The following is a 25,828-nucleotide window of genomic DNA, read 5'->3' on the forward strand; positions in this document are numbered from 1 at the left end:
ACAATTTATTTTCTATCAAAAATACAGTGACTATATACGTTATTTCATTATGGTTGTTAAACAATTTTTAGCAATCTAAACTTAAATCAAAGTCAATTTAAGAGTTCAAGCTTTACCTTACAAAATTACACCATAATCCTAAAAGTTAAGAGCTAATTTAAAAATGAATAAATCCTGAAGATTTATCTATTTTTCTCAAATAGTTCATCAAACCTAGACTAAGAACTATATTTCTTAACCTATTGTTTACCCAAATTCGTTAACTTCTGTGTGAATGTTCATTGTGTAAGTAACTCAATTTACAAAACACCCAAATATGTTAAACTTTTTCAAACTCGAACAACGTCCTTTTCGTTTAATATCTTCCCTATCAATACTGGCATTAATAGTAAGTTTAGGGGCTTGTGGTGGCACTACTTATGATGATAGCTCTATCGAGAGAACGGCTACTAACATAAACAAACCTCCATTAGAAGGTAAGGTCATTCTGACTGGTGCAGGGGCATCTTTTCCCGCACCTCTCTACCAAAACTGGTTTGTTCAACTTAATAGTGCAATTCCTGAGCTTCAAGTTAACTATCAGTCTATAGGTAGTGGGGCAGGGGTAGAACAATTTACCATCGGGACGGTAGACTTTGGTGCTAGTGATGTAGCCATGAAAGATGAAGAAATCGCAAAAGTTTCTAGAGGGGTGATATTGCTCCCTATGACTGCCGGAAGTATTGTAATAGCTTATAATCTTTCTGGGGTTCAAGGGCTGAAATTGTCTCGGGAAGCCTATGTAGGAATCATGCAAGGCAGTATCACTAACTGGAGTGACCCCAAAATTGTTGAAGCTAACCCTGATTTAAGCTTACCTAATCAACCAATTACCGTCGTTCACCGTTCTGATGGTAGTGGAACCACTGAAGTCTTCACCAAGCATCTGAGTGCGATTAGTTCAGAATGGGAAACTATGATTGGCCAAGGAAAAAGTGTAGAATGGCCTACCACTAAAGGAAGATTTATCGGTAGCAAAGGAAATGAAGGGGTAACTGCCACTATTCAACAAAATGAAGGAGCTATCGGCTACATTGAGTATGGCTATGCGAAGAATAATGGGTTAACCATGGCAGCCTTAGAAAATTTATCAGGGAACTATATAGAGCCTAGTGACGAGTCAGCCGAACACACCTTAGATGCGGTTACTCTTCCTGAAAACTTACGAGTTTTTATCACCGACCCTAAAGGAGATCAATCCTATCCCATTGTGACCTATACTTGGATACTGGCTTACAAGCAATATGACGATCCCCAAAAAGCTATCGCTATGGAGGCCATGATTGAACATGCGTTAAACTATGGACAAGAAGCTAGTAAGGAACTAGGTTATGTTGCTTTGCCTCCTAGTATCAAAAAGAAAATAGCCGCTGCTGCTGATGTAATTAGCCCAGACTACACTATTAAGGTCAAACAAACAGACAATTTTCTAGATTGATGTCCTAAACATTGGCTGGATTAAATCACTTATAAATTTTTCCTAGTCCTTTCTAAAAAAATAAACAACCTGAGTTCAGGGATATTTCGACGCAAAAATTAGAAATAGGGACTTCTGATTGCTGCAAATTGTCCGTAAGCTTGACTTATGCTGAACTCAGGTAAACAAATCATCAAGTCAAACTATTATTTCTTACTTTCGACCTGAGTATTCTTAATTTATGATTACACCTACTGCTTCTAAGTTTAAACAAACTGGAGTTGGCGTTCGCTCTGTTCTGGAGAAAACTTTCAATACTGGTTTTATTTGGTTGACTTTAGCCTTTGCCGTCAGTATTGGGTTGATTTTATCGTCCATTGCCATTGTAATTATTATGCGAGCCTGGCCAGCAATTCAAACCTACAGGCTTGGCTTTATTACCAACAGTGCTTGGAATCCCGTTATAGGAAAGGAAAAATTCGGGGCGTTACCGGTTATTTATGGAACTATGATGAGTTCCTTCATCTCCCTACTCAGTGCCGTTCCCTTAGGGATAGGAACGGCACTGTTTTTAAGTGAGAATTTTATCCCTCTTCAATTCCGCACTCCCTTAGTGGTAATGGTGGAACTGTTAGCCGCCATTCCTAGTGTGGTGTATGGGCTATGGGGTATTTTTGTCCTAATTCCCACTATCAACCCTATTAGTTCCTGGTTACACAACAACTTTAGCTGGGTACCTTTTTTTGCCACCCCTCCTGCTGGACCTGGAATGTTACCTGCAGGAATTGTCCTTGCTATTATGATTCTTCCTATTATTACTGCAGTTTCCCGTGATTCTTTAGCTTCTTTGCCCCCTGAATTACGCCAAGCTTCTTTAAGCTTGGGAGCAACCCGTTGGGAAACAATTTTTCGTGTGTTGATTCCGTCAGCTATTTCAGGAATTGTTGGGGGAATTATGTTAGCTCTCGGTCGTGCCATGGGGGAAACTATGGCAGTTACGATGATTATCGGGAATGCTAATAAAATCAGCATCTCTCTACTCGAACCAGCAAACACTATCTCTTCTCTTTTAGCCAACCAATTTGCTGAAGCATCAGGAATGCAGGTTGCTGCCCTGATGTATGCTGCTTTGGTCTTAATGGTTTTGACCTTAATTGTTAATGTTGCAGCCGATTGCATTGTAACTCAGGTGCGAGCCAAGTATCAGTAATAGACAAATAGCAAAAATTAAGCTTTCTATCCTCTGTCTCTAGCGTTTTACTTTTTTAAAAAAATGACTGATTCAAGCACAACCGAGATTAGTTTAAGTATAAAAAAAAACTAGGCAGTCCCCGGGCTATATTTAATAGTTTATGGACGTTTTTAACCTTTTTATGTATGATTATCACTTTGATACCATTGTTTTCGGTTCTTATCTTCGTGATGTTTCAGGGATTAGAACAAGTTAACCTGGATTTATTTACTAAGCTTCCCCCACCGCCTGGATTGTCACAAGGAGGTATTGCTAACGCTATTCTTGGCACTTTACTAACTGTAGGTTTAGCGACTCTTATTTCTGTTCCTATTGGGGTACTCACTGCCGTTTATCTATCGGAATTTAGCGCAGGGAATCAAATGGCCCGTTGGGTTCGTTTTGCAACCAATGTTCTCAGTGGAGTTCCTTCAATTATTGCTGGCATTTTCGCTTATGGTTTATTAGTTTCAACAAAAATTGTAGGGTTTTCTGCCGTTGCAGGAGGAGTAGCTTTAGCTGTATCAATGTTACCAACTATTATCCGGACGACCGATGAAGCCTTACAACTTATTCCTCAAGAAATCCGTTGGGCGGCCTTTGGACTGGGAGCTTATAATTACCAAACAGTCTTAAAAGTTGTTCTTCCCGCGGCTGTTCCTGCTATTTTAACTGGGGTAACCTTAGCGATTGCCCGTGCTGCAGGAGAAACCGCTCCTTTAATTTTTACTGCTTTGTTTTCTAACTTTTGGCCTAAGGGCATCTTTGAACCTATTGCCACTCTATCAGTGTTAGTTTATAACTATGCCATTGTCCCTTTTAAGCCCCAACAAGAATTAGCCTGGGCAGGGTCCTTAATTTTGGTCTTGTTAGTTTTAATTACCAATGTGGCTGCTCGTTGGGCAACTCGACAGAAAACTCATTAATTGATAGTGAACAGTTAATAGTAGTAGAGGACTTTGATGATAGATAACGAGATTTCGGATTCTATTAAGACAGAGACAGTTTTTAGCTTAGAAAATGTTGATATCTTCTATGGAGATTATCACGCGGTTAGAGATGTTACTTTTACCATTCCTAAAAACCAAGTAACTGCTTTTATCGGTCCTTCAGGGTGTGGAAAAAGCACTATTCTACGGTGTTTAAATCGACTCAACGATTTAAACGAAATCTTTCGCCTAACGGGAACTATTTCCTATCATGGACAAGATCTCTATGCACCTGATATTGATTCTGTAGAAGTAAGAAAACGGATCGGAATGGTCTTCCAAAAACCTAATCCTTTCCCAAAAACTATTTACGATAACATCGTTTACGGAGCGAGAATAAATAATTACGAGGGAGATCTTGATGAATTAGTAGAGACTTCCCTAAAAAGAGTTGCCCTTTGGGATGAAGTTAAAGATAAATTAAAGCAGAGTGGACTTGCTTTATCAGGGGGACAACAACAACGTCTGTGTATTGCGAGAACTATTGCTGCTCAACCAGAAGTTGTTCTAATGGACGAACCCTGCTCAGCTCTTGACCCTATTTCGACCTTAAAAGTGGAAGAATTAATGCACGAACTTAAGGAACAGTACACTATTGTAATTGTCACTCACAACATGCAGCAAGCAACACGAGTAGCTGACTTAACCGCTTTTTTTAATACAGAAGCAGCTGAGAAAGGAAGCAAGATCGGTTATCTTGTAGAATACGATACAACCCAGATTATTTTTGGTAGTCCTCATCAACAAGATACTAAAGATTATATTAGCGGCCGGTTTGGTTAGACAAAATGAAGAGAGGAAAGTAGAAAAGTAGGTAAAAACTGTATAGTTAATTTGTACAAACTTCAATATTGTCTCTATTGTAGGGGGGTACAACAAAAAATTATGGTAGCTGATGTAGCAACAGAAACAGTCTTGAAAACCCAAAAACTTAATGTTTTTTACGGTACTAATTTGGCAGTCAGAGAGGTTTCTATAGAGATTCCCAAAAATAAAGTTGTAGCTTTCATTGGCCCTTCAGGTTGTGGAAAAAGTACTGTTCTCCGCTGTTTTAATCGGATGAACGATCTAATCCCCAGTGCTAGGATTGATGGTACAATAACCTTTAAAGGAAACAATATTTATGCCGATAAAGTTGATCCTATAGACTTACGTTGTCGCATTGGCATGGTATTTCAAAAGCCAAATCCTTTTCCCAAATCTATTTACGAAAATATTGCGTTTGGGGCAAGAATAAATGGATTTAAGGGGGATATGGATGAATTGGTAGAAATATCTTTGAAAAAAGCTGTAATATGGGATGAAACTAAAGATAAATTAAAGCAAAGTGGACTTGCTTTATCCGGAGGACAACAACAACGTCTGTGTATTGCGAGAACCATCGCCGTCAAACCAGAAGTAATCTTGATGGATGAACCATGTGCCGCCCTTGATCCCATTTCCACCCTTAAAATCGAAGAACTAATTCACGAATTGAAGCAACAATACACTATTGTTATTGTTACTCACAATATGCAACAAGCATCACGGATATCTGACTTTACTGCCTTTTATAATGTAGAAGTTACTGACAAAAAAGAAAAAGTAGGGTATTTAGCAGAATATGACGAAACAGAGATTGTTTTTCAAAATCCTGCCCAGGAAACAACTAGGGATTACGTAAGTGGACGGTTTGGTTAAAACTGAGATAGGCTCTCAGTTGACTTATGGCACTTAAAAAATCCGATACTTTGCCGAGTGGATTAGACACCCTTTAGTATTAAGGAATAATGAATAAGTTTTTATCTGTACCGTAATTGGACACAGTGGGTATTGTAGATAATTGTACTGTTTATACCCAACTTTTGAAATAGATAAATTGCTCTACAGCAGATCAAAATAAGAGATAAGAAAACTAACCTGGATACTTTTTATTGTTACTTTTTTCGAGCAAAACAGTTTCATCAGATTAATGATAAATTTCAAATAATATTAAGTAATATATCCTCTTTTGATAAAGTTTTATAAATATCTAATATTTAGACCTTTTTCCTTTACCAAGGAGTTTCCACTGTTCATATTTTTAATTAATTTTCTTCGTTGTTTGAGGTTTCGATAGTTCCATTTTTCTAAAGTTATCTAAGCATTATCAGGGTCTCTATCTGCGCTATTAGGGAACCTAAAATCTTTTAATAAATCAAAAGTAGTCTTTAAATGATTATTTTGATCTCAGTTCCACAGTTTTGCCGTAGTTCTAAAATTTTTCTCCTGTTCCTTCTCAGAGAATGGCATAATTATCGGGTGTCCGTCGAGATGTTTTTAAACTGTCAATCTTGGTTATCTTGGCAAAGTTGATATAATTGTTTATCAGTAAGTTTAAAGAACTCAACCCTAACTTCTAGATGATTAAGCATCGTTTATATTTCTTCTCATCGCTATATTAAATATTAATTTTCAGTCTTTTTTAGTACTTACTATAGATTCAATCGCCTGTAGTAGGTTTTCCTGAGTCCATTGATATGATAAGCTAGCGGCGATTGCACATCCCCGAGACCCGACGCCCTCTTTAACAAATCCTTGTTCATACACTGATCATTGAGGATAGAAAGACTTAGTAAAACTCAACTGAGTCCCTAAGAGGAAAACTTCACTGATCATCTTAGCTAATCCTACTGTATCCTCTGTAGAGTATTCGGCGACAAAACAAGTTTTTTCTACAATAATTTGGTCTAGATTAGCTTTTTTTGGAAATTTTTGACAATTGCCTTGATAAAAGCATAGACCGTTAACATTTTGCTCCCTCCAGCTAAAAGTATCCTTATCCGATGGCTAGCGGTGATTGCCATATTTGCGGCGGCAACAAAATAAAAGAGACTAATCGGCTGTAAAATAGGGTAAATTACGGCTTTAGTAAGTTCCATCTCAACAACAGACCATTTTTGCTTATGATTGCATTTAGAATCACTACTATTAACTTTTTTAATTACATTGCAACCTAATCCTGTTAGAATCTACAGGGCAGTAGTAGTTCCTCCCACAACACATTCACTCAGAATCAAATAAGAATTTGGGTATTTTTTAGCCCTTTTTTCTCCCTATTCTAGCCCTTGCTGAAATAGATGATTAATGACAGTTAAAGGTAAGGCTTTTCCTGTTGTGACACGATTGGCACTAACACCTTTTAAATGAAAATTAGGAACAGGGAGAAGAAACGGTAAATAGACATTAAACAGATAAATAGGAGTAAATATTAAGATTTTCTAGAATAGCGCGGGTAATAAATACTGGTGAAACTCCTTTAGTTAAGGGAGGGAAAGGATGTTGATAATGAGATTTAATCCCCTTAAATAAAAATTCTGTATCCGCAATCGCGGTATATTTTCGGTCTTCTGGCGTAGCCCAGCAGCAGAAACTCCTGGGATTAATCCTGTGGATGTAAACCCTAAAATGCAAGCAAAAACTGGGTCATAGGTTTGATGAGATTCCAGCCATTGTTCACCTTTTTTTGTTGTGCATAAACTTGAATAACTGATTTTTAAACACCCATTTAAAAAATAAATTCATGAATTAACTTTTACTTTCTTGAGAAATTCAGTAATTACTTATTACCTATAATTTAAAATTATTTGTATCCATCTAGGAGGTTTAGAAATAGGATTTCCTAGTTTTTCTAAAACTAATAAGGCAACTAAATGAACAGCAGATAAATAAATTAAACTATTTAAAATAACCATTCCAATAGTGAGTAACTGAATGAAATAAAAACTAGGTTGAGATAAAATTCCTAATTTAATAAATAACCATTGAGCCAATTGAGTGAATTGAATAATCATATACTGCCATAAATCTTCTCCTAATAAAATTGAAAATAGCCAGAAACGAAAAAAGAAGCCGAATGTCCCAATCAACGCCCCTGTCACCATAGAAAATAGCCAATTTGTCTTACGTCGCCAACAATATCCTAATTGAACCCCCATCAAGCCATAGGGCATCACAAAAATAACACTACGGGTAGGCCCCATTAACACTGTTAATAGTAACCCAGATACTAATGCTCCCATCCAAGCGGCGCGATATCCCCATCGTAGATAAATTAAAGCAATAGGAATAGGAAAGAAAATCTTTAAAAAAGGACCGATGGGAAAATAATAATTAATCAACCAAATCAAGCTACAAACACTAGCTAAAAAAGCTGTTTCCACCATTGCTAGAGTGCTACTTTTTTTAATTTTAGACAGGGATAAATGTTGAATATTTTTGAGGTTAGACGGAGGCGCAGTAACTTTTTCTTGAGGGTCATCATCAACCCAATTAGAATCACTATTAGTTAAAGCCTTAGATTCCCAATCAGATTCTGGATTAGCATTATCAGAAGAGTAGTTCATGTTTAAAAATTATCTCATTGTAATTACAAGAAAAACTTAAGTGATAATCTGTTCTAAGTAATACATATTTTAATTATTCTAGACTTAGTCTAATACATGTTAACAACTAATAACTTTTAAAACTATTATTGTAAGCGCATTTTATAATTTTTAAAAATTGATTGCTGCAACAATTAAATCCTTAAAATTTTGAAACACTTGAAAAGTAATACTTTCAGTTTTTTAAATTATGATGTTGTCACGGCTAGTCTAGCCAAGACTGTATTATCAATACACAGAATATCGTATTCTCGTAATTAAACCTTTTTTTCTCCTTTGGTAAGTGACTGCGTTACGGGTTTCCTCGCTAATTCACTAATACTAACTAATCCTCGATGAGGTAAGTCAGCAATTTTTATGTCGTGTTTAGTTGTTGCTTCTCGTCCATTTACTGAGAATAACAGAGTATCAGCTATCCGCGATGAATTACTGGGTTCGCGTAAACACAGTCGTCGGTTCAGTTACCATACATATACATTTAGCAATCACTTGTGTCAAAGAAATGCCTATTACTAGAATGTCTATTACTAGATTGTTATAAAAAAGACTAATAAATTTTGGGGTAGGAATACTGCTAACAGTCATAGTTGTTAGGGCAACAACACCTGTGGAATGAGAAATCTCTTCTAAAGTAGTTATTTATCCTCTACCTATGAGATATGAAAGTAACTTCTTTTACTTCAACACTATAGATATAGATTTTTACTCAAAATTCTCAAATGAAATGAACCGGGCTACCCAATTATTTTACAAAAATCTTTAATATCAATGTTTTCATGATAGTGGTGTTTTTTATTTAATGCTCAAGCGAATTTTTGATCTATCTGTTATGCTAAGCCTAGCAAAAATTGTCAGCCTGATTGTTAACTTTTAAAAGTTAGTTTGTTCTATTTAATCTTTTTTATGAGATCTTTAGCGAGTAACTGTGATTTTTCAAGACGATCTTGCCATTTTGATTGCTGACCTTGAGGAAATTCTTTGGGATAGTCAGTTATCAGACGATTCAGTCCTGTTAGCTTTCTTAGAGAGAGTACGATATTATTTACTCACTCATCAGTCTTATAAGAAGCCTGAAAATTATCAAAAAAGGACTGAAAGACTAATCGAAGATGTTTTAAAAAGACTGGAGACCCCAATAATACTCTGGGTACAATCCGTGGAAAATGACCTAGAGAATTTACGCGACCAAAGACAGTCTCTGCTTCAAGAAATTCGGCAGTTAGAATATAAACGACAACAAATGATGTCTGAATTTTTAGAAAAGTTAACTATCGGTTGCACTCAAGTTATCGAAGGACAATTTTCTAATTCTCAAAAAAGTGACTGTTTCGGTAAAGGTTACTTAAACAATCTCTCAGTTTCTCCCGAAATGTCTTCAGAAAGGTTAATCGGTCATATAGATTTGGACCTAAAAAAATTTTTAGACAGTCTTAAACAAGACTTACAAACCTATTCCGATTGTTTAGCTCAAGGAATCGAACATAGTTTTGAAGGGCGGAGGGAAGCTAAATTTCTGGACTATTATAATCACTTGCAGCAACAATTAGAAACAACGGCGGATAGAACTACTCTAACTTCGTCACTTCCTGAACAATCTACCAGGGTAAAGTCTACTCGGGAAAGATGGTTTTTAGGAATTGATTTAACTTCTGAGCAACTGACATCTGTTTTATTGAAATTTAGCCCTACAACCAATCCTAATGCAGTAATTTCTACTTTAGAAGAAACAGTTAACCTTTCGTCGGTTACATCAGAAGATGTAATGAGTCCTTTAGCCACATGGAAACTAGCTTTAAAGACTCTCAAAGCTCAGTTAATGGCTCAAACAACCTCTTTTACTCTAGGGGAAACACAATATTCTGTAGCTCAGATCATGAATGAATTGCAGGGAATTATTGTAGTTTGTCCTGGTCAATGGAATTTGGTTGATCGCACCCATCTTCAAAGTCTAATTTTAGATACTTACTCGTTGTCAACTTCAGATCAGATTGTCTGGGTCCCTAAAGCAATCGCTGTTGCTTTTAGTTATCTTTCTCCTGCTGAAACAACTAGAAATACCTTAATTATTGATGTAGAAGAAACTATAACAGAATTAGCTTTAGTGAATGTTAAAAATCCTTTTTCTAGTCTAATTAGTCGACAACTAACCTATGCTTTTAGCTCGATAGATCAAGATATTTTGTGTCAACTTATTTATCCCCAATGGCAATCTCAAATTACTAATATATCATCCCGTCTTCAATTATATTTTCCACAAGTGGGAAGTACTGACTTATTATTACGAGAAACTTTTAGTCAACATTTAAAAAATCATCCTTTAGGGAATACTTTTCTAGAAGTAGCTCAATTAACTCGACTTATTTTAAAACAACAAGATAGTTTTATTTCTTCGTTAGGAGAAAAATCTTGGGGCGTCACTCGTCAGGAATTTATACAGCAGATTACTACTCACTGGATCAAAAAAATAAATAAAACTTTAAATAATCTTTTTAGTTTAGGAGAAACTTCTCAATATGAAATAGGACAAATTATTCTTTGTGGAAAAGAAATAGAGACAGTTGATTATATTTTATATGCTTGGTTACAGAAAAAATTTTTTAAAAAGCCTGTTATTTTAAAGCAAAAAAAACAATCAGAAAATAAATTAACCCAAGGATTGGTTTACATAACAAATTTTCTTTAAATAAACAATGCACAACAGCCTACAGAGCTAGATTAATGCTAATTTTATTGTTCGTTATTAATATCTAGTATTTCTTTTCCAAATTAATATTGGGCCGGAATAGCCACACTAATAGCATCAATCACTTTATTAATCGCAATAATTTCTAGTCCAATATCATCAGCAAAAGTCTGACCTTTAGGTACAATTGCTCGTTTAAAGCCTAACTTAGCTGCTTCTTTAAGACGTAGTTCCATTTGAGATACCAGCCGAACTTGTCCCCCTAGTCCCACTTCGCCAATCAAGACAGTACGAGGATCAACTACTCGATCACGAAAACTAGCCACTACAGCAATTGCCACTCCTAAGTCAGCGGCTGGTTCCTCCACCCCTAACCCACCGACAGAGGCTACATAAGCATCCAATTTTGATAACGGAATTCCTACCCGCTTCTCCAAGACGGCTAAAATCTGTTGTAGGCGACTATAATCAACTCCAGTAGTGGAACGACGAGGAGAAGAATAACTCGTAGGACTGACTAATGCTTGCAACTCTACCACTAAAGGACGAGTTCCCTCACAAGCAACCACTGTAGCGGTTCCTGGAGCAAATTCATCGCGGCTGCCCAGAAATAATTCCGAGGGGTTAGTAACTTCTATTAGCCCATGTTCGGCCATTTCAAAAATTCCGATTTCATGAGTCGCCCCAAAGCGATTTTTAACTGACCTGAGAAGACGATGGGAAGCATAGCGATCACCCTCAAAATATAGGACTGTATCAACTAAATGTTCAAGCACTCTTGGTCCTGCAATCGTCCCTTCTTTAGTTACGTGACCAACGATCAGTAGAGTGATGTTCTCCCGTTTAGCCACTTGCATCAACGCTGAAGTACACTCACGGACTTGAGCGACTGAACCGGGAGCTGAAGTTAAGGCAGCAAAATAGAGAGTTTGAATACTATCAATAACAGCAACTTGTGGCTTTAACGATTCTAACTCTCGCAGAATTTCTTCCAAATCTGTTTCTGATAAGATGTAAAGGTTGGAATGAGTTTTGTTTGTCTCTGAATTTGCTGATTTGGAGTTTTTGAGTTCTTGAGCATTACTGTTAACATCAGTGGTCGTTGTTGTTTCTTTGACCCCTAACCGAGAGGCCCTTAATTTCACCTGTTGTCCTGATTCTTCGGCAGATACATAGAGAATGCGAGGTAATCTTTGGGACAGTTGGTTAGCCGTTTGTAGCAATAGAGTAGATTTCCCGATTCCTGGATCACCCCCAATCAAAACAAGAGAACCAGGAACCACACCTCCACCGAGAACTCGGTCTAATTCTTCGTATCCCGACGGAAACCTAAATTGTTCCTCTTGGGTGATTTCCGAAAAAGGAATTGAAATTCGGGGTTGAGGAGGTATAGCGGAGGTATTCTGTAAACGGATATTAGATTGCCATCCTCCCCGTAAAATTCCCCCTGATAGATTGGAGTTAGGGTTGATAACTTGTTCTTCCAGAGTTCCATAAACTCCGCAACTAGAGCATTTGCCAAACCACTGAGAAGATTCTGCGCCACAGGCACTACAAATATGAATGGTCCGAGATTTTGCCATAATGCCTTTTTTAAGAAAGGTTAAAAAAACTTAAAAAACTAGCTGGTCCGAGTCCAAAATAATTAAAAGATGATAATGGGTATGCTGTTCCATTATTCCGTTAAAAATCGTTACTACGGGAAAATAATCTATAGTTATTGACTTAATCATAATGGGAAAGCGATATTCTAGAAGCAGAAACATCATTATATAACTTAAAGAAAGTTCAGAAATTTTACATTTAAGGAGTACTGGAGAAATTGGAAATTCATAAAGAGAAAATTCTAGTGGTTGATGATGAAGCCAGCATCCGTCGTATTTTAGAAACTCGTTTGTCTATGATTGGTTATGATGTGGTCACAGCTGCCGATGGAGAAGAAGCCTTAGACACTTTTCATAAAGCTGATCCTGATTTAGTCGTTTTGGATGTCATGATGCCTAAGCTTGATGGTTATGGTGTATGTCAAGAATTACGCAAAGAATCGGACATCCCCATCATCATGTTAACTGCTTTAGGAGATGTTGCTGATCGAATTACGGGGTTAGAGTTGGGGGCTGATGATTATGTAGTTAAACCTTTTTCTCCTAAGGAATTAGAAGCAAGAATTAGATCCGTGTTGCGACGGGCTGACAAGAATGGAACTCCGGGAATTCCCAGTTCAGGAGTCATTCATATCGGGTTAATTAGAATTGATACGAACAAACGTCAAGTTTACAAAGGGGATGAACGTATCCGCTTGACGGGGATGGAATTTAGTTTATTAGAGCTGTTAGTCAGTCGATCAGGTGAGCCTTTTTCTCGTTCAGAAATTCTACAGGAAGTCTGGGGATATACTCCCGAACGTCATGTGGATACCCGTGTAGTAGATGTTCATATTTCCCGTCTCAGGGCAAAATTAGAGGATGATCCGAGTAATCCTGAGTTGATTCTGACAGCTAGAGGCACTGGCTATCTCTTTCAACGTATTTTAGAATCAGGAGAAAAGTTTTGATCATTCCCCGTCAAGCTCGAGCTGTGGCGGGGACAAAATACTCAGTTTCTATGTAATGTATAAAGTTAATCCAAACTTGGTGTACGGATATTTTACACAATGCTTTTGCTAGTTGCAGACTTCATTACTCATAATCAATTTTCCGTGATTACTGCTAACAATAATAGAGCGATTACGTCCAAATAAGACTGATTCTACTCTCACGTCAACGTCAGTACGCATATAAACTTGACTTCTTTGATCAATGGTCTGAGCTATAGATTGATATATTTTTTCAGTCCAATTACTTCCCATTTGTTCATCACAATCCCGCAATAATTTTAATCTATTTTCCGTAGTAGAACTTTTTAAAAGCTGTTGCAACTTAGTACTTATACAACCTATTTTAGTTCCGTGAGCAACTCAGATTTATAATCTTCTATCAACTAAATGATGATGAGTATGAAAAATTCCTCCAGCTAATTTGATTAATTTGCCATGATAACCAAACAGTACAAGAGAAACTAATTTTTGAACTCCAGCCGTAACTAATGAAGAAACTAGCAAATTCGTAGTTTTAATTCAGTATTTTATAATTTATTCCTTGTTGTCTCGCTAACTCTAACTTTTTATAAATTATGTTTAACCGCCACTCTTTTATCGAAAACGAAACATTCTCCGTTCCACAAACTTTGTTCTGATTGTACTTTCTCTAAATATTTTAAAATTCCCCCCTTGAGTTGATAAACCTCCTTAAAGCCTTTACTAACTAATAAAGAAGTGGCTTTTTCGCAACGAATTCCACCTGTACAAAACATAGCTATTTTTTTGTGTTTGGATGGATGAAGATTTTGAGCAACATAATTGGGAAATTCACGAAAATAATTAGTTTTAGGATTAACTGCTCCTTTAAAGCTTCCCATTTCTACCTCATAATTATTACGCGTATCAATAACTAAAATTTTTGGATCAGAAATTAAATTATTCCAGTCATTATAATCAACATAGGTACCGAAATTTTTAGCTAGATTAATGTCTGTAATTCCTAGAGTAACAATCTCTTTTTTTAGTCGAACTTTCATTTTTTTAAACGGTAAATACTCTGTAGAGACTTCTTTGGTTTCCAAGTCAGTTAAGCGAGGATCACAATGTAAGTAATCTATTACAGCATCAAGTCCCTGACGAGACCCCACAATTGTTCCGTTTATTCCTTCTTGGGCTAATAAAATTGTACCTTTAATGGCTTTTTGGTAACAAAGTTCTAGTAAAGGTTTTTGCTTTATATTAAAATCTGTTAATCTCACGAATTTATAGAAGGTAGCGACGATTTGATTCATGGTAGATTGGCTCTCAAAAAACTTGTCATTTTAAAAATTCTATGTGTATAATAACAAAAGTAAATGATTTATCTTGTCAAAGACTTCTCATAAATTGTCTGCTCGGTGGCTTGGGGGTATAGCTCAGTTGGTAGAGCGCCTGCTTTGCAAGCAGGACGTCAGCGGTTCAAGTCCGCTTACCTCCATCAGGCTGTACTTTTATGAGTTGTCTTTTAGGTATTTTCATGCAGTATTCTTCTTTTTTAATCGGGGAGCTGCAGGATTTTGGTTTCTTGCGATTTGACCTAGCGTTTGATTAACTGATTCCTAAATAGGGCCATAAAATTGGGTTTACTGATTAGATGTCGCCGCCCCGTAATCATTTAGACCTTTGAATGAATTAATACAAACATTTATAAGCAACTCAAGGTGGTAGTGGTAGGAGTTTATTCATAAACTAAAGGTATTTCATCGAAAGTCACTAAAGTAGCCTTGTTGATAGTTTTGACTCTTCCAGATTGAGTATGATGAATTAGTAGCTAATGGTAACTGCTGAAACTTATTTTTTAATTGCATTCTGTAACTTCAATATTTTCAATGTTATAACAATTTAGTCTTTAGAAAATTTAAAATTTTGCATTGCATAACTTTTAGCTTTTGTTTACTACAAATTTATCAAACTTAGGTTGTAAGAGCCGGATTTTTTTGATAGGATTTATTTCAATAACTATCATGATGACAATGATACTGATAGCATTAACATAACAATAAATTTTTTGCATTGCTCATTGTCATCATGAACGAGAAAAAGAACAGAAATATTATGTTTAAATCCAAGAGGATATAAAGTTTTAAAAACTACATATTGGATGAAACTATCATAAAATTTAATTAGAAAAATAATTTAATAGATGATTTAAAAATTAAAATACTTATGTATTTATTCAATAAATAAAATAACCAGAACTTATATCGAAGAAGGTATTCAATATCTTGAATAGTTCCTATGAAAAAATATAATAATTCATGCTAATCGATAATGATCTAATTTCTTATTTTTTGTCTTAAAAAATTTGTCAAGTTTTTACTCAAAAACTTGACAATAGAAAGAAACAAGAGTGAGGACAAGGATTATTCCGTCTCCTAAAAAAAGCGAAAAAAATAGATGATTTTACATTAAGGAAAAATTGAACTGAAACTTACTGCAAAGATAAATAAATAATTACTCAGTTTGTGTAAGTAGTTAGTAAAAAAAGGGCACATCAGTTATAGTGGTAAAGATTTTTTTCTTTAAGATACTAATCCAACTAGCCCCTTTGTTTTTGTATTTTAGTATACAGTATTTAGTACATAGCATTTTTATCTTTTAGAATTATAATCGTATGGATAATTTTTTTCTGCTTATTCCTGATTTTTAGCACTTAGAGTTGATATTCTATTTAGTAAAATTACTGCCCGATAATTAAGCCATCTTTGTTTAGATTTTATCATTTTTATCCTTAATTTGAGTGTATATTTTGGGTGTTAGTAATTTTTGCCTAATTTCCTGTTTTATTTGCCATTTTGAGCAGTAAATATAAGACATTACGAATAGTCTTAAATAGACGACATACGTTTTGCCTCTTTTTTGTACTATTTTAATCACTTTTTAAGGTCTTGGCATAACTGATAATGTTCACTAGACTATTTGATTACTTCTTTTTGAGTTATCAAACTATCTAAATGTTTTTAGTTTGTGTTACATCATTAATTACATTTTCCTTAAAAACTTCATTTATCAACGATTTTTTATCATTTCTATTTTATGAGACTGATAGTCTTAGTGAAGATTTTACAAATTTTTTCTTGCCATTTCTAATTTGTTTAAAGATTAAGCCTCGCCCTAAAATGGTGAGGCTTAAAAACCAGGTTTTGGCTCAAAAGTTAGCGTTTTCTACTACCAAAACTACGAGAACGCGACCGAGGATAACTACTACCAAAACCACTCTTGCGTTGAGTAGTTGGTTTAGACATTCCAGAAGTTCTTAGCCTACTCGAGCCCACCCCCGAACCACTTGATTTACTAGAATCAAGGGAACTTTTGCGGGTAGAAGGAGACCGTCTTAGATTTCCTGAAGTCCGTAGGGTTTCGCGATTTTGCACAGCCGCAGGGGGAGCATTGTATTTACTTCGGTAGCTATCAACTGCTTGAGTATAGGTGTTTCCGGAACCCCCATATCCCCTAATTATATCTCCTGGTTGATACATGGGAGGAACATAGTAACGAGGGCTAAACAGTAAACTGCCTACCGCTTGACCCACTAACGCCCCAGCAAAAGGAGTCCAAAAATTAGATTCCCGATTCACTACTACGGTTTGGGGTTGTCCAGTTTGAGCATTAGTTTGGGTTTCAGTTACGGTATGGACGTATTCAATTTTAAAGTCTTTGGTGAGGGACATGATAGCTTCATTTCCGGTCACTTCGACTGAGGTTTTGTCCCCATTAGCAATTTGTTCATCTGTCAATTGTGCCATTTGTAAGTCAGCAGTCTGATAGACAGAAGATGTTCCTGGGGGCGTGTTTAAAAGCATCAGAGTATAGGTTCCATCAGCATCGTCATAGCTTGCCTGTTGGACTGGATAAGTTCCTTTATTCACTTGGTTAGGAGAAATAACCGGTGAATTCTTAGGGGTGGAAGAAGACTGGGTTGAAGTGGTTGATGAATTGCAGGCTATTGTCGTCCAACATAGGGCTACAATCATCAAAATAGTAATGAATCTGCGTTGCATAAGTTTAGATTATTAGACTAGGGTTGATTATAGGGAGATTAGTTCTGAGAAATTAAGTAATAACTGATCATTGGTAAGTTCATCACCTAATCGGGCGGGGGAAAAGTGTACTTGTATTGCTTCTAAAATTCCTTGATAATTAAGGTTAATAAGAGCTTTAAGTCCTTTTTCTAAAGCTAAGCGATCATCTAAACTGGTTTCTAATTCAGGCGCTTCACCTTTAAAAGCCACTATAATCATAACAACCACATTACGGGTCATGGGAAGAGATAAGGGGACGTTTTCCTCACTGGTAAAACTATCAAATTCTGGTTCACTGAGGTAACGTTGGGCAGAATCCGTGAATAGTTCGGTGATATAATCTCCCGCCTCTTCTTCTTTCCAAAAAACATCTCCTTCATTGGCGGCTGATCGCCAATAAATAGACATCTCTAAGAGTTTTTGGCAGATGCTAACTAAGCCTTCTCCTAACACCCCTAAATCTCCTTCGGATTCTAGGGCGTTTTGGGCAGTCTGGTTGAGAACCCCTAAAAGGGGAGCGACTTCATCTCCTGCAAGATGGATGAAAATACGAGAAACTACAAAACGGTTTTTCCCTGTTAACTTGTTAAAACGATTACCTAAAGAACTCATAATAGTGTTTTCCTTAACTATAGAGAATTAAGCGGGAGAGAGGGAAATTTTTAACGTATGACTTCTAACAGCTAACTTTATTTTTTATTGTTTTTGTCTGACTTTCTTTCTTTTTCTGGGGCAAAAATTTAAAAGAAACCGGAAGTAGATGGTTCTGTCTCAAGATTATCTGTGTCTAAGTTAGTCTCTTGGAAGTTTTCTATAATGTAAGACCCACTGGTTTGAGATTAATCGTCTGCGATCATTGTTGGTGTTTCTTTACATCTTTCTAAGGCAATTTCCTTAGAAAGGATAGATTCTTTTGAGGTTTCCTGTTTATTTTCTTTTGGCTGTTCAATATTACAAGTTTCTGAGGTCATTTCTGTCCCTTCAACAATTATTTTCGTTGCTTGGGGCTGTTCTAAAAAATTAAAATTCTCTTTCTTTACTTGTTGAATTGCCAATTCTTCTCGCTCTCCTAATGCTTCTGCTACTTCATGTTCTATCACTGCTTTTTTTTGAGAAATTGTTTCAAACTTTTCTTGTTTCTCCAAAGTCTCAGAATTTTTCCAGTCCTCTTTTTCTATGTTTAATTCTTGTTGATTAGATGATTCAGTAATAATTTCCGATGACGGTTTAGATTTCAATCTGATAAACCTAAATAGAGAACTTAGAAGAAAACTTAGAGAGAAGCCCTTCTGCTTGGGTTTTTTGAGTTCTAATTCAATGGTCGTAGAGGATTTGGATTCGGTTTTTACAATAGGGGTTTTTATTGGTTCTTCTGTTGATTTTTCCGCCAGTGGGGGTGAAGGAAGTTTTTCCTCCGAAATTAATGATTCAGGTGTTTTTTGGGAAGAGGTTTCTAGGGTTTCTGTTTCTCCTATCAGGGCAATCGCTTCTGTTGACTCTTGAATAAAGGTTTCTGCCATTTCTGGGAAGGTATCTTTTTCTGTAGACACTTCTTTAGAGATTGGTAGATTAACTTCTCTGGTAAGGAAGTCTTTTGCTTCTGTTATCGTCTCTACCACTGGGGATGGAGTATCGGCAACATTAGAGTTTTTCTTGCTTCCTAAACGGCTTTTTACCCAACTTAGGATGGAAAAATTAGTGAGAGCAGTTGGGTCCTCTGGACAAGCGATCACTCGTCTCAGCCGAACAGTTTGCCACCCGAAGGATACTACTAAAATCACTGCCGCCGACTGTCCCAATAAGATTCCACCAGTAATGCGTTCAGCACATACCCACAAAACTAGGGCATAAAATAAACCAATAGCACTCCAAAGAAAGTCATCTTGGCGATGCAATCTTGATAAGAAGAAAGCTGATAGATACAAAATTATGCTAGTGAAGGCGATGATAATTGCTAGGATATAGGCCAACATCGAATGGGTTACTCCTTGGGTATTTTCTTTATCATTGTGAGGCATCTTGCCTCTTATTTTATTGTTCATCGGATTGATGATCCAGTTTTTCACTTTAGTAAGTTAGATTAGTTACCAAATTCTTTGACTGAGGTTGTCTCCTTACACTTGATATTGTTTTTAAACCTTTAAGAAACCTCCATGAGTCAATCGCCTCTTCCTCCTGATTCTACGTCAAACTATTTGATTCGTCTGCTAAAAATAGCTAAAAACCCGTATAGTGTCGCGATCGGATTTGCTTCTGTAACCATTATTATCATTGGCTACACGGGGTTATGTCTTTTTCTTCAAAAATATCTTCCTCCTTGGTTAGAAAAACAAGTTAGTTACTTGATTAATCGTCCTGTTGATATTGATGAACTTCAAGGTTTTTCTCTAACTCGTCTTTATCTAGGATCTACTTCTGTACCACAAACTTCTAAGCATCCTAATCAACTTACGGCTAGTCGTGTTGTTGTTCATTTTGATCCCGTTGCTGTTTTATTCAAACGAACTTTAGTGATTAAAGTTGTACCTGAAGATGTTAAAGTTGAGTTACATCAGTATTCTGAAGGAGATTTACTTAGGGGAGAGATAACAGATGAAATTATTCCTTTAAAGTTAGACCTTACTTTTGATGTTACAAATGTTGCAATCAATGTCTTTCCTCGAAGTACAAATAATCTTCTCGTAACAACTATCAATGGACAAGTAAAGTATAGTGAAGTTACGAAAGCAAAGTGGGATTATGATCTTGATTTAGCCTTGCTCGGTAGTAAAATTTTTCTCGAAGGGACAACAGTTATTGATACTAAAGAAAGTTTAGTAAAGTTAGCTGTTTCTAAGTTTGATTTTAGCAGATTAATGCCTCTTATTATTAATTCTCCTATTCAATTAGATCAAGGAAATATCGAAGCAGATCTCAATTTTAATTTTCCTTCTCTTGAAAGATTATCTGAAACTAAAGCTAAAGGTGAAGTTAGCTTAGATAATATTAAGGGAAAAATTAAATCTTTTCAAGAACCTTTTCAAATAGCTGCTAATTTTATTTTTTTAAAAAATAAAATTGTGATTAAAAAAACTCAGGTCAATCTAGGCAATATTACTACTAGTTTATCCGGTCAATATGATTGGACTACTGGATTTAATTTAGAAGCTAATATTAGTGGTTTAAGCGGGAAAAATATTTGGCAAATATCCCAAATTAAATTACCCATAAAAGTTAAGGGAGAATTACAAGCTAAATTGAATTTAATAGGAACATTTAATGCTCCTTTGCTAAGTGGAAAAATAAAAAATAAACAAATAATAGAAATAGCTCAAACTAAACTTAAGAATATTACTATTGATTTTCAAAGCAATTTGGATAATTTTTTATTAAAAGATTTATTAATTATCCCTGAAGTCGGGGGGTGGATTACTGCCCAAGGTATAGCTAAACCTAAAATTATTCAATCTCTTATTAATGGTAAGCCAATTGATTGGAACGATATTCTTTTTGAATTAGTTTTCAATACTGAACTACCAGGTAAAAAATTAGTTAATGACTATTATAAATTGCCAAGAGAAGTAAAATTAAATCCCTTAAAAATACAAGGGAATATAACTGGGAATTTTGCCAATCCCAAAGGTTTAATAGAATGGAATACAGCTGGACGTTTGAACAGAACCAATACTCAAATTATCAGTAAAGGTAATATTTTAATAGACAAGAATAATGTATATATTAAAAATATAGAACTAGCAACCCAAAGAGGGAGATTAAGTATAAATGGTAGTGTAAATCTTGAAAGTAAAAAATGGCAAGCTTACTTAAATTCTACTCTTCTAGATTTAACTCCATTTACTTCAACCATTTGTAGCGTAAAATTAATAAAATGTCCTGATAATATTTTTCTAAAAACTGCCAAAGTTAAAATACGAGGTAATCTTAATGAACCTTGGAAAAAATCGGTTGATTTATCATCTAATTTAGCCTTAGTATTAGACGACGGTAATCTTATTATTAATAGTCAGTTACAACAAGCTAAATTTACGACATCAGTAACGGGATTAGAAATACCTTTCAATTTATTATTATCTAATATTTTTATCCCAGTTACATTAAGAAAATATCAATTAAATTTATCAGGAAATATAGAAGAAATTTTACAGGAATCAACCATTGATGTTAATGCGATTAAAAGTGATTCTAATTTAGAAGTAGAAATAGCTAAAAGTCCTCTGAATGTCCAAGTGACCTGGCAGAATGGATTTTTTAAAGGAAACGCTGAGCTGAGATCTTTATCCCTCAATCAATTTGTCCCTCAGCTAGCTATTCCTGTTCAATTGATTAACAGTAAGATTAACTTCCTAGGTAGTCTACAATCGCTATTATCTTTGAGTAAAACTCCCAACTTTAATGACTTTCAAGTAAATGCTGACATGCAGTTTAAGCTCGCTGATGGAACTATTACAGCTATTAGTAAATTAAACCAAGAACAAATAACTGTTAATGCGATAGCTATCCCTCTATCAGTTCCTAATCTTTTACCACAATTTTTTATTCCTATCAAAGTTAAAAAAATAAATATTAACTTAATAGCTAATTTACCTGATTTACTAGCTTTTGATTTAAATACAGTGCAGGGTAGTGGTCAGCTCGAACTCGGAGTTGCTAAAAAAGAAATTACCACATCAATTAAATTAATTAATAATAAATGGCAAGCCAATATTATTGCTAATCAACTAAGTTTATCAAGCTGGAAAAATCAATTATCAACGAAAACAATAATTGAACCAGTTGATGCAGAAATAAACTTATCAGGAACTTTAGAATCGTTATTATCATCTGACTCTATAATTCCTATTGAAGCTAATAATATATCAATAAAAATAGGACAACAAAATATAAAAGCTAATGGAAATTTAATACTAACTAATCTTTTCAACAGTCCTGATATTACTTCTATCAATTTAAATGTTGAAACCCAAGCTGATTTAAAATTTTTACCTATTACAAAATTTTTATCTAAAATTCCTATTTATAAACAGCTTTTACCCCAAGCCATTAATTTAGCAGGAAAAGTAAAATTTAAAGGTAATATAGTTGGAAAAAATTTATTAACTTCTTCTATATTTGATGGCAATTTAAAAATAAAAGGAAACTTAATTTTATCAAATTTTGCCTTTAATAAATTAAATTTTGAATCAATCTTAAAGGGAGAAATTAATTTAGTAACTGGAAAAAAGATTTCCCTTGATTTACGAGGAAAAAAAGATGTTATTACTGCCATTTTTACTTCCTGTTCGCAACAAAACTGTTTGCTCCCTTATATACCACATTTCTTTGAAATCAGCCAAAAATACGAAAATTTATCTCCAATCACTATCAAAGGAAATCTTAAAGGTGATCGCTTAGTTGCTAACATTCAAAACTTCCCCTTAGAAGAATTAAAATTGTTCCCAATTAGTGATTATGGTTTAACTGATTGTTTAGGGGGTAAAGTTAATCTTGATTTAGAAATTGATTCATTAACTTTAACAGGTAGAGGAAAGTTGGATATTATTAATCCTAACTTAGGTGAAGTTTTTGGAGATAACTTACAAATTAATTGGGTTTATCAGAATGACTATATAACTTTAACAAATACCACTTTAAAATTAGGACAGAGTAGTTATAATATTGGGGGAGAGATCGCATTAAAAACAGGAGAAATTCAAGGAAATTTACGAGTAGATAAAGGTTATGTTCAAGAACTTTTAAATATACTAAAAATTTCTGATTTTGACAGTATTTTACGATTTATACAATTTAAAAAAGATTTTTTAACACATTTTAAACAAGTAATTCCTCAACCAGTTGGCAATATTAATACGCTACTTTCAGAGCAGGTCAATCAGTTGTGGGAAAATGATCAAAAAATCAGTAAAATTGCTATTGAGAAACAAGGTAGCAAATTACCACGAGAATTAGATATTCAAGGTGAATTTAATGGAGAAATTTCCTTATCAGGAACTCTTGAAGCTCCAAAAATAACCTTTCAATTTGAAGGAGAAAATTGGGAATGGATATCTCAACTACCAACTTCCTCTATCATTAATCCCTTAGGGTTTGTTCTCGAAGATTCTCCAGTAATTTCTCTCGAAAAGTTAGCAATCAAAGGAAATCTAGAAAATGGAATTATTAACATAAATCCAATGATTAAACTTAATGAAAGTTTAATTCAAGCTAATCTTAACTTAACTTATGACAACAATCAGTTTGACTTACAACCTTCAACTTTCAGTCTTAACAATCTAACTTTAGAAACAGTACGTAACTTAATAGCTATTCCTGGGGATATTAATGGTAGTATTGATATAGCAGGAAACCTCACTGGAAGTTTAATCAAACCAGAAATTAATGGGATATTTTCTTTAGAAAAAGTAGTTATTAATGCTCGATTACTTAGACAAAGTTTTCAAGGTAATTTTACTTATAGTAATGCACAATTAGAACTACAAATAGATAAGCCAGATTTTATTCAAGCTTATGCTCATCTTCCCTTACCTATTAAGATCAATAATGACAATCGATTTAAAATTAATGTTCTACTAGGAACTGAAGCATTTTCTCTATTAGAAATTTTAACTCAAGAACAAGTAAGTTGGGTTGAAGGGAAGGGAAAAATAGATATTGATCTGAGTGGTAAAATTACTGTTAACAATGAAGTAAAAGTCAGTTTTGATCCTAATAGTCAGTCAATTTTAGATTTTAACTCAATAATATTTAAAAGTTATTTATTGCCAGACACTTTAACTCTGAATGGAAAAATAGCTATACAAAATAGAAAAATAGAAATAAATGAATTGATAGGTAAAATTGGAGAAATAACTGTTAATACTACCGGAGTACTACCATTGTTTTATTCATCGCTTGAGGATACTGATAGTGCCATTCCTTTAAGCGTTACTTTAAACACAAATAAGATCAACTCTAATAATTTATACCAAGGAATTACTAATGCCTTAATAAACATTAAGGGAACAGTTTTTAGCCCTGTCATTGAAGGAGAAATACAGTTAAATCAAGGTAAGTTTATAGTTCCTAATTTTATTTTTAATTTTTCTAAAAAAACAGAATCACTAATTTTAGAACAGTGGATAAGAAGAATTAGTTACCTGGAAGAAGTTGTTATTCTTCCAAAATTTAATGACTTTAGAGTTTCAATTAAAGAAGTGGCAGTTGAGCAGAAAAATATTAGCCCCAAGTTTGTTTTCAACGTTAGTGGAAATTTAAGTTTAAGCGGTCAATTAACTAGTTTTTCTTTGCCCGGATTACTTGCTTTAAAACCGTCAGGAAAAGTTTACATCAATAGTGGAAAAGTGGATATTCCTGTTACTCGTGTTTTTATCCCTCGTCAATCTAATAATACTATCACCTTTTTACCACAGAAAGGGTTATTGAATCCTTATATTGATCTAGAATTTAAACTTTATATATTGAATATTGCTTTAAGGGCAATTAATCTTAATGAAGTAGCTGATGATATTGTCCAAAGTGGTCGTTCCCAATCAGTAGAAATTACCCTAGGAATAAAAGGAGATGCCAACCAATTACTTCCTAATCTTGGTGCCAAATTAGAAGAAGTTTGTAAACTACGGCTAGATCATTATCGTCCTATTCCCCAAACTTCAGCAATTGATCCTAATAAATTAAGACAATTAGCTAACTGTATCAAGATCAATAATTTAGGAACCAATTCAATTCAAGACTTACTCCAATCTCCCATTGTTTCTTTTTCTAGTAGTCCTCGTTTAAGTAGGAGTGAGTTTCTAACGCTTTTGGGGACACAACTTCCTAATTTAGTCGAACAATTACAACAACAAAATTCAGCCCAATTAGTGGAAGCAGGACTACCTCAAGTGGCAGTGGTCTTGTTTCCCTTCTTACAAGATTGGCTTTTTGACCTTAATGAAACAACGAATCAAGTGGGAAAAGAATGGGACATAGGAAATTTGCGCTTATATCCAGTCTTAGAAAAAGTTTATGAACTTGAAGATAATTCACTGATTCGTTTTTCCTATGATTATTCATTTAATGAGGTAATCATCCGTTATGAGAATAAATTTTAATACAATTTAAAACTCAGATCGTGTGTGTCGTCAAACATCCACTTCTTTCAGCCAAAAACAGAAAATAGGTGATAGTGAATAGTTATAAAAATTAATAATCTCTCCATCACTAATTTAAAGTGAGTTCGGCTAGCTCTAAAAACACAGTCATTATTCTCAATATTTTGAGCTGAAATATAACGAGGTTGACGAACATCCTAAATAGCAACTATTAACAATTGTTTAAGAACAGCAAAAGTAAAAGCTAACTTATATTTTAATTCTAAATTATGGAAAAGTTTTTTTAAAATAAATGAGTATAAGTAATAATTTTAACTAGAAAGTTAATAATAAAAAATAC

The 25,828-nt window shown here is 34.7% G+C and carries 15 protein-coding genes, 1 tRNA gene and 2 pseudogenes; 9 read left to right on the plus strand and 9 right to left on the minus strand.

Annotated features, from left to right (window positions below):
• Positions 1–316: 316 nt before the first annotated feature.
• The 5 genes from pstS to pstB (ETSB_RS02555) all read left to right on the plus strand — a co-directional run bounded on the left by pstS (position 317) and on the right by pstB (ETSB_RS02555) (position 5,356).
• A complete protein-coding gene (gene pstS, locus ETSB_RS02535; protein ID WP_044106083.1) occupies positions 317–1,477 on the plus strand; it encodes a phosphate ABC transporter substrate-binding protein PstS in 1,161 nt (386 codons plus the stop codon).
• A gap of 220 nt (positions 1,478–1,697) precedes the next feature.
• On the plus strand, positions 1,698–2,666 hold the full coding sequence (gene pstC / locus ETSB_RS02540; RefSeq protein ID WP_044106085.1) for a phosphate ABC transporter permease subunit PstC: 969 nt from the start codon (positions 1,698–1,700) through the stop codon (positions 2,664–2,666).
• Between the two features lie 128 nt (positions 2,667–2,794).
• Positions 2,795–3,613: a phosphate ABC transporter permease PstA gene (gene pstA / locus ETSB_RS02545; protein WP_044106086.1), complete on the plus strand. Its 819-nt coding sequence runs from the start codon at positions 2,795–2,797 to the stop codon at positions 3,611–3,613.
• A gap of 36 nt (positions 3,614–3,649) precedes the next feature.
• Positions 3,650–4,459 carry a phosphate ABC transporter ATP-binding protein PstB gene (gene pstB, locus ETSB_RS02550; protein ID WP_044106087.1) on the plus strand — a complete coding sequence of 270 codons (810 nt, stop codon included), beginning with the start codon at positions 3,650–3,652 and terminating at the stop codon, positions 4,457–4,459.
• A gap of 102 nt (positions 4,460–4,561) precedes the next feature.
• Complete coding sequence (gene pstB / locus ETSB_RS02555) at positions 4,562–5,356, plus strand: phosphate ABC transporter ATP-binding protein PstB (RefSeq protein ID WP_044106088.1); 795 nt, start codon at positions 4,562–4,564, stop codon at positions 5,354–5,356.
• A 753-nt stretch (positions 5,357–6,109) separates the two neighbouring features.
• Here the strand turns inward: pstB (ETSB_RS02555) and cobT are convergent.
• Together cobT and ETSB_RS02565 are read right to left on the minus strand one after the other, a co-directional pair.
• Positions 6,110–7,188: pseudogene (cobT, locus tag ETSB_RS02560) on the minus strand (nicotinate mononucleotide-dependent phosphoribosyltransferase CobT).
• A 72-nt stretch (positions 7,189–7,260) separates the two neighbouring features.
• Entirely contained in the window at positions 7,261–8,040 is a 780-nt protein-coding gene (locus ETSB_RS02565; protein ID WP_044106091.1) for a DUF2232 domain-containing protein, read from the minus strand.
• Between the two features lie 964 nt (positions 8,041–9,004).
• Here ETSB_RS02565 and ETSB_RS02570 point away from each other — a divergent pair.
• A complete protein-coding gene (locus tag ETSB_RS02570; protein ID WP_044106093.1) occupies positions 9,005–10,762 on the plus strand; it encodes a hypothetical protein in 1,758 nt (585 codons plus the stop codon).
• Between the two features lie 83 nt (positions 10,763–10,845).
• On the opposite strand, the gene radA is transcribed toward ETSB_RS02570, so the two are convergent.
• Positions 10,846–12,345 (minus strand): DNA repair protein RadA, encoded by a 1,500-nt coding sequence (radA, locus tag ETSB_RS02575; protein WP_044106095.1) that lies wholly within the window; start codon positions 12,343–12,345, stop codon positions 10,846–10,848.
• Between the two features lie 239 nt (positions 12,346–12,584).
• Between radA and rpaB the strand changes: the two genes are divergently transcribed.
• Complete coding sequence (rpaB, locus tag ETSB_RS02580) at positions 12,585–13,316, plus strand: response regulator transcription factor RpaB (protein ID WP_044106096.1); 732 nt, start codon at positions 12,585–12,587, stop codon at positions 13,314–13,316.
• Between the two features lie 108 nt (positions 13,317–13,424).
• Here rpaB and ETSB_RS08805 read toward each other — a convergent pair whose 3' ends face one another.
• From ETSB_RS08805 to trhO, 3 genes and pseudogenes are all read right to left on the minus strand, one after another.
• Positions 13,425–13,679: a hypothetical protein gene (locus tag ETSB_RS08805; RefSeq protein WP_052470611.1), complete on the minus strand. Its 255-nt coding sequence runs from the start codon at positions 13,677–13,679 to the stop codon at positions 13,425–13,427.
• Positions 13,680–13,724: 45 nt separating this feature from the next.
• Entirely contained in the window at positions 13,725–13,862 is a 138-nt protein-coding gene (locus tag ETSB_RS09845; protein WP_171816381.1) for a hypothetical protein, read from the minus strand.
• A gap of 65 nt (positions 13,863–13,927) precedes the next feature.
• A pseudogene (trhO, locus tag ETSB_RS02590) lies at positions 13,928–14,632 on the minus strand (oxygen-dependent tRNA uridine(34) hydroxylase TrhO); the annotation flags it as partial.
• Between the two features lie 112 nt (positions 14,633–14,744).
• Here trhO and ETSB_RS02595 point away from each other — a divergent pair.
• Positions 14,745–14,817, plus strand: a tRNA-Ala gene (locus tag ETSB_RS02595).
• 1,717 nt (positions 14,818–16,534) lie between these two features.
• On the opposite strand, the gene ETSB_RS02600 is transcribed toward ETSB_RS02595, so the two are convergent.
• The 3 genes from ETSB_RS02600 to ETSB_RS02610 form a co-directional block, all read right to left on the minus strand.
• Positions 16,535–17,380 carry a hypothetical protein gene (locus tag ETSB_RS02600; protein ID WP_044106098.1) on the minus strand — a complete coding sequence of 282 codons (846 nt, stop codon included), beginning with the start codon at positions 17,378–17,380 and terminating at the stop codon, positions 16,535–16,537.
• Positions 17,381–17,407: 27 nt separating this feature from the next.
• Positions 17,408–18,013 (minus strand): DUF1517 domain-containing protein, encoded by a 606-nt coding sequence (locus ETSB_RS02605; protein ID WP_044106101.1) that lies wholly within the window; start codon positions 18,011–18,013, stop codon positions 17,408–17,410.
• Positions 18,014–18,240: 227 nt separating this feature from the next.
• The gene (locus tag ETSB_RS02610) at positions 18,241–19,419 is read right to left on the minus strand and encodes a Ycf66 family protein (protein ID WP_052470612.1); all 1,179 of its coding nucleotides are present in this window, start codon (positions 19,417–19,419) and stop codon (positions 18,241–18,243) included.
• 135 nt (positions 19,420–19,554) lie between these two features.
• Between ETSB_RS02610 and ETSB_RS02615 the strand changes: the two genes are divergently transcribed.
• Entirely contained in the window at positions 19,555–25,488 is a 5,934-nt protein-coding gene (locus ETSB_RS02615) for a translocation/assembly module TamB domain-containing protein (RefSeq protein ID WP_044106103.1), read from the plus strand.
• Positions 25,489–25,828: the final 340 nt, after the last annotated feature.

The organism is cyanobacterium endosymbiont of Epithemia turgida isolate EtSB Lake Yunoko, from assembly GCF_000829235.1.
Classification (GTDB): Bacteria; Cyanobacteriota; Cyanobacteriia; order Cyanobacteriales; family Microcystaceae; genus Rippkaea.

What these genes read in the sequence shown, in the direction of transcription:
- pstS (WP_044106083.1), top strand. Translation starts at nt 317, where the DNA reads ATGTTAAACTTTTTCAAACTCGAACAACGTCCTTTTCGTTTAATATCT.
- pstC (WP_044106085.1), top strand. Translation starts at nt 1,698, where the DNA reads ATGATTACACCTACTGCTTCTAAGTTTAAACAAACTGGAGTTGGCGTT.
- pstB (WP_044106087.1), top strand. Translation starts at nt 3,650, where the DNA reads ATGATAGATAACGAGATTTCGGATTCTATTAAGACAGAGACAGTTTTT.
- pstB (WP_044106088.1), top strand. Translation starts at nt 4,562, where the DNA reads ATGGTAGCTGATGTAGCAACAGAAACAGTCTTGAAAACCCAAAAACTT.
- ETSB_RS02565 (WP_044106091.1), bottom strand. Translation starts at nt 8,040, where the DNA reads ATGAACTACTCTTCTGATAATGCTAATCCAGAATCTGATTGGGAATCT.
- radA (WP_044106095.1), bottom strand. Translation starts at nt 12,345, where the DNA reads ATGGCAAAATCTCGGACCATTCATATTTGTAGTGCCTGTGGCGCAGAA.
- ETSB_RS02600 (WP_044106098.1), bottom strand. Translation starts at nt 17,380, where the DNA reads ATGCAACGCAGATTCATTACTATTTTGATGATTGTAGCCCTATGTTGG.
- ETSB_RS02605 (WP_044106101.1), bottom strand. Translation starts at nt 18,013, where the DNA reads ATGAGTTCTTTAGGTAATCGTTTTAACAAGTTAACAGGGAAAAACCGT.
- ETSB_RS02610 (WP_052470612.1), bottom strand. Translation starts at nt 19,419, where the DNA reads ATGCCTCACAATGATAAAGAAAATACCCAAGGAGTAACCCATTCGATG.
- ETSB_RS02615 (WP_044106103.1), top strand. Translation starts at nt 19,555, where the DNA reads ATGAGTCAATCGCCTCTTCCTCCTGATTCTACGTCAAACTATTTGATT.